Origin of the sequence: Longimicrobium sp., from assembly GCF_036280135.1 — a bacterium.
Classification (GTDB): domain Bacteria; phylum Gemmatimonadota; class Gemmatimonadetes; order Longimicrobiales; family Longimicrobiaceae; genus Longimicrobium.
Window position 1 is genome coordinate 1 of the sequence record NZ_DASURI010000803.1, and the last position, 11783, is coordinate 11783.

The 11783-nt window shown below is 71.4% G+C and carries 11 protein-coding genes; all 11 read left to right on the forward strand.

From position 1 onward, the window contains the following. Positions 1-302 precede the first annotated feature (302 nt). Positions 303-1046 carry a hypothetical protein gene (locus tag VFZ20_RS25965; RefSeq protein ID WP_329686875.1) on the forward strand — a complete coding sequence of 248 codons (744 nt, stop codon included), beginning with the start codon at positions 303-305 and terminating at the stop codon, positions 1044-1046. 148 nt (positions 1047-1194) lie between these two features. Beyond that, the gene (locus tag VFZ20_RS25970) at positions 1195-2736 is read left to right on the forward strand and encodes an arylsulfatase (RefSeq protein ID WP_329686876.1); all 1542 of its coding nucleotides are present in this window, start codon (positions 1195-1197) and stop codon (positions 2734-2736) included. A gap of 76 nt (positions 2737-2812) precedes the next feature. Continuing rightward, positions 2813-3832, forward strand: coding sequence for an HAD family hydrolase (locus VFZ20_RS25975; RefSeq protein ID WP_329686877.1), 1020 nt, complete (start codon positions 2813-2815; stop codon positions 3830-3832). Beyond that, positions 3829-4302, forward strand: coding sequence for a DUF202 domain-containing protein (locus VFZ20_RS25980; RefSeq protein ID WP_329686878.1), 474 nt, complete (start codon positions 3829-3831; stop codon positions 4300-4302). Before VFZ20_RS25975 ends, VFZ20_RS25980 begins: the two co-directional genes overlap by 4 nt. A 1-nt stretch (position 4303) precedes the next feature. Further along, positions 4304-5593 carry a DcaP family trimeric outer membrane transporter gene (locus VFZ20_RS25985; protein WP_329686879.1) on the forward strand — a complete coding sequence of 430 codons (1290 nt, stop codon included), beginning with the start codon at positions 4304-4306 and terminating at the stop codon, positions 5591-5593. A gap of 355 nt (positions 5594-5948) precedes the next feature. Continuing rightward, positions 5949-6236, forward strand: coding sequence for a hypothetical protein (locus tag VFZ20_RS25990; RefSeq protein WP_329686880.1), 288 nt, complete (start codon positions 5949-5951; stop codon positions 6234-6236). Then, the gene (locus VFZ20_RS25995; RefSeq protein WP_329686881.1) at positions 6233-7195 is read left to right on the forward strand and encodes an HAD family hydrolase; all 963 of its coding nucleotides are present in this window, start codon (positions 6233-6235) and stop codon (positions 7193-7195) included. Before VFZ20_RS25990 ends, VFZ20_RS25995 begins: the two co-directional genes overlap by 4 nt. Positions 7196-7254: 59 nt before the next feature. Further along, a complete protein-coding gene (locus tag VFZ20_RS26000) occupies positions 7255-7719 on the forward strand; it encodes a DUF202 domain-containing protein (protein WP_329686882.1) in 465 nt (154 codons plus the stop codon). Between the two features lie 155 nt (positions 7720-7874). Further along, positions 7875-9413, forward strand: coding sequence for a DUF3011 domain-containing protein (locus tag VFZ20_RS26005; protein WP_329686883.1), 1539 nt, complete (start codon positions 7875-7877; stop codon positions 9411-9413). 169 nt (positions 9414-9582) lie between these two features. Continuing rightward, a complete protein-coding gene (locus VFZ20_RS26010) occupies positions 9583-11094 on the forward strand; it encodes an arylsulfatase (protein ID WP_329686884.1) in 1512 nt (503 codons plus the stop codon). Between the two features lie 158 nt (positions 11095-11252). Continuing rightward, positions 11253-11783: DUF1254 domain-containing protein (locus VFZ20_RS26015; RefSeq protein WP_329686885.1), on the forward strand; the 531-nt coding region annotated here is incomplete at its 3' end.

The following is an 11783-nucleotide window of genomic DNA, read 5'->3' on the forward strand; positions in this document are numbered from 1 at the left end:
CGCGCGACCCGACGCTCCACGCCGGATCCGACCCGAAACGGGGAGCGCTCCGGCCAGCATCGGGAATGCCGCCCGTGGACGACTCCATCGCGTCGGGCGCACCCTCCCCGGGCTCGCCTGCGACTCCATCCACGGAGAGCCGAAAAAGGGAGAAGGAAGGCGATCCCTCCGCCGGACCACCAACTTCGTTCAAGACGCTCCCGCCCCCGCCGGCGCATCGTTCCCCCGGCCGCGGGAAGGTCCCGCGGCGCCCGCCCGGCGGTGGCGGGCGTGGGGACGATCAAGGGGAAGGAAGGTCCGACATGAAGCCTCACACGTTCCGGCGCGGCGGGATGGCCGCGGCCGCGCTCCTCGCCCTCGCCGCGGCCGCGTGCGAAGACTCCACGGGGTCGCCCACCCCGGCGGAGCGCGCGCGCGCCCTGCGCACCCTGGTGGAGGTGGGGCAGGGGAGCCCCGACCGCATCCTGCGCGCGGGCTACGCCGTGCCCGTCGTGGCCCGGGTGACGGACGAGATCAACCGGCCCGTCGCGGGCGCCCCGGTGGTGTGGACGGGCCCGGCCGGGGGCGGGTCCGTGGCCCCCGCCACCGCGCAGACGAACGCCGACGGCCTCGTCAGCGGCACGTGGACCACGGGCACCCGGGCCGGCCTGCAGGAGCTGGTGGCGGCCGTGGAAGGCAACGAGAACGTGTTCGACCGCACGCTCATGGTGGTCTTCGCCGACACCGTGGTGGGCACGCTGGTGATCGACGCCCTGCGCGACTCCATCACGCGCGGCGACACCACGCGGGTGCTCGTCACCGACGCGCGCGACCGCTACGGCAACCCGTACGTGCTGGCGGGCACGCAGCCGGACAACCCGCCCCCCATCGAGTTCACCAGCCTGAACCCGTCCGTGGCCACCCTGGTCTCCACCACCGCCCGCGGGGCGCTGGTGACCGGCGTGGGCGCCGGGACGGCGCGCATCGTCGCGCGCAGCGACGGCAAGGCCGACACGGTCAGCGTCGTGGTGGTGAACCCGCCGGCCGGCTCACGCGCGCGTCCATGACGGGCGTCCGCGCGGTCCCCGGGGGCGCGCGGACGGGAACGGCGAACCATGCGGACCGCGGGGGAGGCATTCGGCCTTCGCCGCGGCGGGGCGGGAACCGGCGGGCGGCGGGGGGCGCCGCGGCCAACCACACGGGAGGAGGGGACGGATGAGCAGGACCACGCACGACAAGCCCAACATCCTCGTCATCTGGGGCGACGACATCGGCATCAGCAACCTGAGCTGCTACAGCCACGGGCTCATGGGCTACCGCACGCCCAACATCGACCGCATCGCCCGCGAAGGGATGATGTTCACCGACAGCTACGGCGAGCAGAGCTGCACCGCCGGCCGCTCGTCCTTCATCACCGGGCAGAGCGTCTACCGCACGGGACTCTCCAAGGTGGGCGTGCCCGCCGCGCCGCAGGGCCTGCGCGCGGAGACGGTGACCATCGCCGACCTGCTCAAGGACCGGGGGTATGCCACGGGCCAGTTCGGCAAGAACCACCTGGGCGACCGCAACGAGCACCTGCCGACGGTGCACGGCTTCGACGAGTTCTTCGGCAACCTGTACCACCTGAACGCCGAGGAAGAGCCGGAGATGGTCAACTACCCCACGGACCCGGCGTTCCGGGAGCGCATGGGGCCGCGTGGAGTGATCCACAGCTGGGCCACGCGCGAGGACGACGGCACGGAGGAGCCCCGCTGGGGCCGCGTGGGGAAGCAGAAGATCGAGGACACGGGACCGCTGACGACGAAGCGGATGGAGACCTGTGACGACGAGTTCGTGAACGCCGCGCGGGACTTCATCACGCGCAGCCACGAGGCCGGCACGCCGTTCTTCGTGTGGCTGAACACCACGCACATGCACCTGTTCACGCACACCAAGCCGGAGAGCCTGGGCCAGGCCGGTCGCTGGCAGTCGCCCTACCACGACACCATGATCGATCACGACCGCCACGTGGGGCAGATGCTGGACCTGCTGGACGAGCTCGGGATCGCGGAGAACACCTTCGTGATGTACTCCACGGACAACGGGCCGCACATGAACAGCTGGCCCGACAGCGCCATGACCCCCTTCCGGGGGGAGAAAAACACCAACTGGGAAGGCGCGTTCCGCGTTCCCCTGGTGGCGCGCTGGCCGGGGAGGATCCAGGCGGGAAGCGTGTCCAACGGCATCGTGCAGCACCACGACTGGCTCCCCACCTTCCTGACCATGGCGGGCGACCCCGACGTGGTGGAGCGGCTCAAGCAGGGCACCACCGTCAACGGCAAGCCGTTCCGCAACCACATCGACGGCTACGACATGCTGCCCTTTCTCACGGGCGCGGAAGAGAAAAGCCCGCGGGACTTCTTCTTCTACTTCAGCGACGACGGGGACGTGCTGGGCGTCCGCTACGACCACTGGAAGCTCGTGTTCATGGAGCAGCGCGTCGCGGGGACCATGCGGGTGTGGGCGGAGCCGTTCACGCCGCTGCGCCTGCCCAAGGTGTTCAACCTGCGCATGGACCCGTACGAGCGGGCGGACATCACCTCGAACACCTACTACGAGTGGACGCTCCACAATGACTTCTTCATCCTCATGGCCCAGGTCGCGGCGAGCCGGTTCGTGGAGACGTTCAAGGAGTTTCCGCGCGTGCAGAAGCCCGGGACCTTCACCATCGACGACGCCCTGGCAAAGATGAGCGAGCCCCCGGCCGGGGCCGGCTGACACGCGGAGCAGCGACCGGGCGGCGCCCTGGCCGCCCGGTCCGATCCATCCGGACCGCGGGAAAGGGAGGCGTGGCGTGAACGACGTAGTGGAGAGGCTGGCGGGAGCGCTCCCCTCGTGGAACGCGGGGCCCGCGCGGGACGCGATCCTGGAGTTCGTGGTCCGGGTGACGGAGCGGGGAAGCGAGGACTTCGTGCCGCGGGAGGAGCGGGTGGCCGTGTTCGACAACGACGGTACCCTCTGGTGCGAGATGCCCGTGCCCGTGCAGGCCTTCTTCGTGGACGGGCGGCTGCGGGCGCTGGCGCCGGATCACCCCGAGTGGCGGGACCGGGAGCCGTTCCGCTCCGCCCTGGCGCGCGACCGCGAGGCCCTGGCCCGGCAGGGCGACCAGGCGGTGGCGGAGCTCGCCATGGCCACCCACGCGGGCATGACGACGGACGAGTTCGACGGCATCGTCCGCCAGTGGCTGGCCACCGCCCGGCACCCCGGGCTGCGGGTGCCGCACACGCGGGCCGTCTACCAGCCGATGCTGGAGCTGCTCGGGCTGCTGCGAGCCTGGGGCTTCGCGACCTTCATCGTATCGGGGGGCGGGGTGGAGTTCATGCGCGTGTTCGCCGGCGACGTGTACGGCGTGCCGCCCCAGCAGGTCATCGGCTCCACCATCCGCACGCACTTCGAGGAGCGCGGCCAGGTGCCGGTGCTCGTGCGCGACCCCCGCATCGAGTTCGTGGACGACGGGGCGGGAAAGCCCGTGGCCATCCACCGCGCCATCGGCCGCCGCCCCATCGCCTGCTTCGGCAATTCGGACGGCGACCGCGAGATGCTCCTGTGGACCACGGCGGGACGCACCGACGGACACCCGTCGCTGGGCGTGATCGTGCACCACACGGACGCCGCGCGCGAGTTCGGCTACGACCGGGACCCCGTCCCCAGCGGCCGCCTGGACCGTGCCCTGGACGAGGCGCCGGGACACGGCTGGATCGTCGTGGACATGCGGGTGGACTGGCGCGACATCTTTCCGCCCTTCGCGGGGGTGGCGGCGAAGAACGCCCCCTCCGGCACGCGGGCGAACACGAAGGGAGGGGGGAGCAGATGATCCAGAAGGGGAACCCCGCCGCGGCCGCGCCGCCGCCCTCGCCGGACGAGATCTCGGTGGAGCTGTCCTCGCGCCGCACGGGCATGTCGTTCCAGCGCACGCGGATGAGCGCGGACCGCACGCTCATGTCCGTCCTCCGCACGTCGCTGTCCCTCATCAGCTTCGGCTTCACCATCGCCCAGGTGTTCGGCAAGGTGGCGGAGTCGCAGGGGTGGGGGCGGGCGCCGGCGCGCAACTTCGGGGTCGCGCTGGTGCTGCTGGGGATCGTGATGCTGGTGATCGGCATCGGCTACCACGCGGCGTTCATGTCGGAGCTGCGCCGGGAGCGGGAGCGGATGAAGCTGGAGACGCTCATCCACGCGGAAAGCGGGTTTCCCGTCTCCATGACGCTGATCGTGGCGCTGCTGCTGCTGGCCGTGGGGCTGCTGGCCATCCTGAGCATGGTGTTCCGCGCCGGCCCGTTCGGCTGACATGGCAGGCAATGTCATGCGGGCCGGCGACGCGCCCGGGCAGCTGCCGGCGGAGCCCCGGCGCGGCCGGCAGGCACGCGGCCCAGCGGGGAGGGCCGCCGTGGCCGCCGTGGCGCTCGCGGCCGCGTTCGCCGCGGATGCCCGCGGCCAGGCGGCGGACACGGCGCGCACGCCGCGCCTGGAGCTGTACGGGTGGGTGCAGACGGACGCGGGGTACGACTTCGGCGCCATCGATCCCCGGTACGCGGACCGCCTCCGCGTGTCCGCGCTTCCCAGCGCGGACGGAGAGTTCGGCCCCGGAGGCCAGACCTTCTTCAGCGTGCGGCAGTCGCGGGGCGGCTTCCGGGCGCACGTCCCCTCCGGCCGCGGCGGGGAGATCCTCGTCCAGCTGGAGATGGATCTCACGGGATCGGGCGACGACGCCGGGAAGACCGTTCCCCGCCTGCGGCACGCCTACGGCGAGCTGGGCCCGGTGGGGGCCGGCCAGTACTGGAGCCCGTTCGTGGATCCGGACGCGGCGCCAGCCATCTTCGAGTCGTTCGGCCCCATCGGGCTGCCGCGGGCGAGGAACGTCCAGCTTCGCGTGATGCCGCTGCGGGGCGCCACCCGCATCACCCTGGCCGTGGAGAAGCCGGGGGCGTCGGCGGAAGGGGGCGACTACGCGGACCTGGTGGAGCTGGAGGACGTGCGCCTGCGGTTCCGCACCCCCGAGTGGGCGGCCTCCGTGCGGAGGGAGGGCGGCTGGGGCCACGTGCAGGCCGCGGGGCTGCTGCGCCGGGTCTGGTGGGACGACCTGGTGGAGGACGACGTGGACCTTTCCGGCGACGCCACGGGATGGGGGGTGAGCCTGACCTCCGCGCTCCGGTTCGGCGCGAAGAACGTCGTGCGGCTGCAGTACCTCGCGGGCGAGGGCGTGGAGAACTACCTGAACGACGGGACGGCCGACGTGGCCCCGCGGCCGGACCCGGGCCGCCCGGAGCGGCCGGTGAAGGGGGTCGCCCTGCCGGTGCGGAGCGTTACGGGATACGCCGAGGTGTACCGCGGCAGGTGGGGAGCGGTCGGGGGGTACTCGCTCCAGGCGGTGGACAACGCCGCGGGGCAGTCCGCAACGGCGTTCGCCCGGGGAGACTACGCCACCTTCACGGCGGTGTACGTTCCCGTGGCGGGCCTTACGGCCGCGGCGGAGTACCAGTACGGCCGCCGGCGGAGCGCGGACGGGTTCGCCTCGCGCGACCATCGCCTGCAGCTGACGCTGCGGTACGCCTTCTCGGCGGACCTCGTGGTGCGGTAGCGGCGGCCGGCGGAGCGGGCGCCGGCCACCCGCGTCCCGGCCGATCCACCCCCGGCCGATTCCGCACGAGCCGATTCCGCACGGGCCTTCCACATCGGGCCTTCCACATCAGGCCTTCCACATCAGGCCTTCCACATCGGGCCTTCCACATCGGGGCCGTTCGCAGCCGAACGGCCCCGTCCGCGTTTCCGCCGCCCCCGTGGCGGGGCCGGGTCAACAATCGCCAAGCGGCAGGGACGGGGAAGGGCTACGCTTTTTCGTGGAGGTATTCCGCCCGCGAACGCCGGCGGGGTTTCCGCGAGCCGCGCCACCCGCCGACGAGCCCGGCGACACCCGTGGAGAAGAAGGACATCGTATGACCGTCGCGGAGCTGCTGCTCCTGGTGCTCACCGTGAGCATCGCCGGGACCGTGCCGGCCGTGGGCCTGCGCACCCGGCGCGAGGACGTGATGTACCTCTTTCGCGACGCGGGCACGTTCGCCCGCTCTCGTCCAGGAGCTCCCGCCCGCGCGGAAGCCGGGAAGCTTCACCCTCGACGACGTGCTGGCCAGGGTGAGCGAGGTGCCGGCCGGGATGACCCGAGGCGCGGCCGGGCGGCGCCCGGTTCCATCCACCGAATCCAGGGCAAGGAGAGCGGACGATGAACGACGGCGCGGCGGAGCTGGCGGGCACGCTCCCCTCGTGGAGGCCGGGACCCGCGCGGGACGCCATCCTGGACTTCGTGGCCCGGGTGACCGCGTGGGGCGAGCCGGCGTACGTGCCGGCGGAAGAGCGCATCGCCGTCTTCGACAACGATGGCACGCTCTGGTGCGAGACCCCCGCGCCCGTGCAGGCATTCTTCGTGGACGCGCGGCTGCGGGCGCTCGTCCGGGATCACCCCGAATGGAGGACGACGGAGCCGTTCCGCTCCGCCCTGGCGGGGAACCTCCGCGCGGTCGCGAGCCAGGGAGAGAAGGCGGTGGCGGAGCTGACGATGGCCACCCACGCGGGGATGACCACGGAGGAGTTCGAGGCCCTCGTGCGCGACTGGCTGGCGCGGGCCCGGCACCCGGAGCTGGGCGTGCCCCACACGGGCGCGGTCTTTCAGCCCATGCTGGAGGTGCTGCGGCTGCTGCGGTGGACAGGATTCGCCACGTACATCGTCTCCGGGGGCGGGGTGGAGTTCATGCGCGTCTTCGCGCAGGACGTATACGGCGTGCCGCCCCACCAGGTGATCGGCTCCACCATCCGCACGCACTTCGAGGTGCGGGCGGGCGTGCCGGTGCTCGTGCGCGATCCCTCGCCCGATTTCCTGGAAGATGGCCCCGGCAAGCCGGTCGCCATCCACCGCTCCATCGGCCGCCGTCCCCTGGTCTGCTTCGGCAACGCCGACGGCGACCGGGAGATGCTGATGTGGACGACCGTGGGCCGCACGGATGGACGCGACGCGCTGGGGGTGATCGTGCACCACACCGACGCGGCGCGGGAGTGGGGCTACGATCCGCAGCAGGTGCCGGGCAGCCGGCTGGATCGCGCGCTGGCCGAGGCGCCGGGCTACGGGTGGGTGGTCGCGGACATGAGGCTGGACTGGAAGACGGTGTTTCCGCCCGCCGCCGGGAGGTAGCGGTGGCGGGCGGGCGCGAGGGCCGGAATGGGGGAAACGCGGGAACCCGGGGGATGCAGATGGAGCAGAGCGCCGAACCCGCCAGGGGGATGCTGTCCGACGATACGTCCGTGGAGCTTTCGTCGCGGCGCACGGGGATGTCGTTCCAGCGGACGCGGATGAGCGCCGACCGCACGCTGATGTCGGTGATCCGCACGTCGCTGTCCCTCATCAGCTTCGGCTTCACCATCGCCCAGTTCTTCGGCAAGCTGGCGGAGTCGCAGGGGTGGGGCCCGGCGCCGGCGCGCAACTTCGGCCTTGTGCTGGTGCTGCTGGGGATCGTGATGCTGGTCATCGGCATCGCCTACCACGTGGCGTTCATGGCCGGGCTTCGCGAGGAGCGCCGGCAGCTGAAGCTGGAGATGCTGATCCACGGAGACAGCCGCTTTCCCGTCTCCATGACCCTCCTCATCGCCCTGCTGCTGCTGGGCGTGGGCGTGCTGGCCAGCCTGAGCATGATCTTCCGCGTGGGCCCGTTCGGCTGACGCGCCCGCCCCCCGCGCGCCCGCCCCCGGGCCGCCGGCGCCTGCTCCGCCGCGGGCCACCCGGGGACGGATGGTGGGGCCGGGGCAGCGGCGCTTCCAGTATCCCTGCGCCTCCCCCCCGGGAGAGGCGGTGAACCCGACGCAGGAGCAGAAGGATGAACAAGCCGTTCCTCTGCGGCGCGGCCGCGCTGTGCGCGGCTGTCTTCGCGGCCGCGCCCCGCGCCGCGTGGGCGCAGCAAACCATCACCTGCGCGTCGGAGGCCGGGAGCCGCGCCACCTGCAATGCCGACGCGCGCGGGGGCGCGTACCTGGTGCGCAGCCTGGGCCGCTCCCCGTGCGTCTTCAACCGGACCTGGGGATTCACGGGCAGCGGCGTATGGGCGGCGAACGGCTGCCAGGGCCGGTTCGTGGTCGACCGGCCGCCGTCGCGGATTCCCGTCACGGGGCTGGATGCCCTGCGCATCTGCCGCAACTTCGTCGCGGCGCGACTGGCGATGCCGGGCCCGTCCGGCATCCGGGCAGATCTCCGCTCGTCCAACCTTCGGGGCGACCGCGTGGTGAAATGGCTTGCGGGAGAGGGCACGGGCACGTGCTTCGTCAACCGCAACGGCGAGATGACGGCCTGGCGGTCCCGGGGGGGATCGCCGCCCCAGGCGCGGCCGCTCCCCGGATCGGCTGGTCAAGAACCGACAAGCGGCCGGATGGGCGGCGATGCTACGCTCTATGGACAGGCACGCGTCCCGCCGGCCCGGCGGGCGACGGCATGGGCATCCGGAACCGCTTCACGCGGGGGAAAGGGAGCGACCGTCATGACCTTGGCAACCCTGCTGCCGCTGCTGCTCAAGGTGAGCATCGCCGGGACCGTGCTGGCCGTGGCCCTGCGCGCGCAGCGCAGGGACGTGATGTACGTGCTCCGGGACTCGGGCAAGTTTGCCCGCTCGTTCTTCTCCATGCTCGTGCTGATGCCGCTGCTGGCGCTGGCCCTGGGGGCCGCCCTGGACCTGCACCCGGCGGTGAAGGTGGCCCTGGTGGGGCTGGCGCTGGCGCCCGTGCCGCCCATGCTGCCGCGCAAGGAGATCAAGGCGGGAGGGCACGGCTCGTACGCCGTGGGGCTCCTGTTCGCCACGGCCCTGTTCTCCATCGTCACGGTGCCCATGGCCGTGCACCTGGTGGGCGACGCCCTGGGCGAGCCGCGCACGCTCCCGGTGGCGAAGGTGTGGAGCGTGGTGCTGGCAAGCGTCATCGGCCCGCTGGCGCTGGGGGTGGCCGTCCGCACCTTCGCGCCCACCCTGGCGGAGCGGGTCTCGAGCCCCGTGGGGGTGCTGAGCACCCTCCTGCTCGCCCTGGGCTGCGTGCCCATCCTGGCGGTCACGTGGCGCCCCATGCTGGCGCTCGTCGGTAACGGGACGCTGCTGGCCATCGCCGTCTTCGCGCTCGCGGGGCTGGCCGCGGGGCACCTGCTGGGCGGCCCGCGCCACCAGGACCGCGTGGTGCTGGCCCTGTCCACGGCGGCGCGGCACCCCGTGATCGCCGTCACCGCGTCCCAGGCCCTGTACCCGGGGCACCGGGAAGTCGTCCCCGCCGTCCTGCTGTACCTGCTGGTGTCGGGCCTCGTCTCCGCCGTGTACATCCACCTGGCCAGCCGCCCCACGGCGGCCGAGCGCCGCGCGCGCACCGTTCCCCCCGCCGTCTGATCCCGGCCCCCGCAAGGACCCGCGGCGGCCCGGCCAATCTCCTTCAATCCTCCCCCGCCGGCGCCCCGTAGCTTTTCACCGTGCCGGCCGGGGAGCTTCCCGGTGTTCCGCCCGCCACGGGCCGCGCCGGCCGCGCGGGTGCGTCGCCCTCAACCACGGAGACCGAACGATGCCGAAGAGCGAAAAACCCAACATCCTCTTCATCATGAGCGATGACATCGGCTGGTTCAACATCAGCTGCAACAACAACGGGATGATGGGCTACCGAACGCCCAACATCGACCGCATCGCCCGTGAAGGCGCGAACTTCACCGACTTCTACGGCCAGCAGAGCTGCACGGCCGGGCGCGCCGCCTTCATCACCGGCCAGTCGCCCATCCGCACCGGCCTCACCAAGGTCGGCCTGCCGGGGGCGACCCTGGGTCTGAACGCAAACGACCCGTCGGTCGCCGAGGTCCTCAAGGGCTTCGGCTATGCCACCGGCCAGTTCGGCAAGAACCACCTGGGCGACCGCAACGAGCACCTGCCGACCGTCCACGGCTTCGACGAATTTTTCGGCAACCTCTACCACCTCAACGCCGAGGAGGAGCCGGAGCTGGAAGACTATCCCAAGGATCCGCGTTACCGGCAGAAGTTCGGCCCGCGCGGCGTGCTGAAGTGCAAGGCGGTCGACAAGGAGGACACCACGGTCGACCCCGTGTTCGGCAAGGTCGGCAAGCAGGTCATCGAGAACACCGGCCCGCTGACCAGGAAGCGAATGGAGACGGTGGACGAGGAGTTCCTGGGTGCCGCGCTCGACTTCATCGAGCGCAGGACCAAAGAGGACGCGCCCTGGTTCTGCTACTTCAACACCACGCGCATGCACGTCTGGACGCATCTCAAGCCCGAGTCCGCGGGCAAGACGGGGCTGGGCCTCTACCCGGATGGCATGGTCGAGCTGGACGGCTACGTCGGCCAGCTGCTCGACAAGCTCGACGAGCTGGGCGTCGCCGACGACACCGTCGTCGTCTTCACCACCGACAACGGCGCGGAGGTGCTGTCCTGGCCCGACGGCGGCAACACGCCGTTCCGCGGCGAGAAGGACACCAACTGGGAGGGCGGCTGGCGCATCCCGTGTGTGATGCGCTGGCCCGGCGTGATCGAGCCCGGTCGCGTCATCAATGACATCGGCTCGTTGCAGGACTTCATCCCGACGTTCGCCGCCGCCTGTGGTGAGCCCGACCTGGTCGCGAAGGTCAGGAAGGGCTACACGATCGGCAGCAAGACCTTCAAGGTCCATCTGGACGGCTTCAACCTGCTGCCGCTTCTCAAGGGCGACGTGGAGGCATCGCCGCGCGAGGGTTTCCTCTACTGGAGCGACGACGGAGACTGCCTGGCGCTGCGCGTCAAGGAATGGAAGATCGTGTTCGCCGAGCAGCGCAACAAGGGACTGGCTGTGTGGCGCGAACCCTTCTCACCGATGCGCATCCCCAAGGTCTTCAACCTGCGGTCGGACCCCTTTGAGCGGGCGGACGAGAGTCTGTACTACGACCGCTGGTTCGCCGACCACGTGTGGGTGCAGATCACTTCACAGGTCATTCTCCACGAATGGCTCGCCAGCTTCGAGGAGTTCCCGCCGCGCGCCAAGGCGGCGAGCTTCACGATCGACCAGTTGGTCGAAAGCCTGATGCCGAGAAACTGACGCGGGAACCCGGCCGCGCGTGCGCGCGGCCGGGTTCGGCGGGCGTTGGCCTGCCGATCACCCCGGACGGGCTGGTACCGCGCGGTGCGGCCCTGCCGCGCGCCGGGCGATCCTGGACGGGAGCCGGGCATTCCGACGCAAAGGAGAAGGGGCTGACCATGACCGAGAAAACGCGAGGCTCAACCTTCATCAAGGCGCCCGACGCCGTCGCGCGGATGAGCGAGGAGGAGGCCCGCGAAACCTTCGCCTACACGCTGGGCGTGCAGGCGGTGCTCTGGGGGCTGCAATGGGTCAAGGCGGCCGAGAGCCTGCGCACGTTCTCCGCCCCGCTGCCGCCGGGCCATGAGCCCTCGCCCTACGACCCGCTGGCCCACGCGGTGAACGTCTGGGGCCATGCGAAAAAGCTGCTCAACGCCGACACGCGGCTGATCGAGACGCCCAACACGGAGACGCTCTACTCGATCATCGTCGTCGACCTGAAGGACGGGCCGGTGGTGATCGTCCACCCCGACTTTGGCGAGCGGTATTTCCGGTCGAGCATCTGGGACATCCACGGCGACACCCACACGATCAGCCAGAAGCAGGACGGGGGCCATCCGCCCCCCTGCGCGCTCGTCCCGATCGGCTGGAAGGGCACGCTGCCCGAGGGGATGAAGTCGTACGAGATCCGCAGCCGCTTCGTGCAGGTC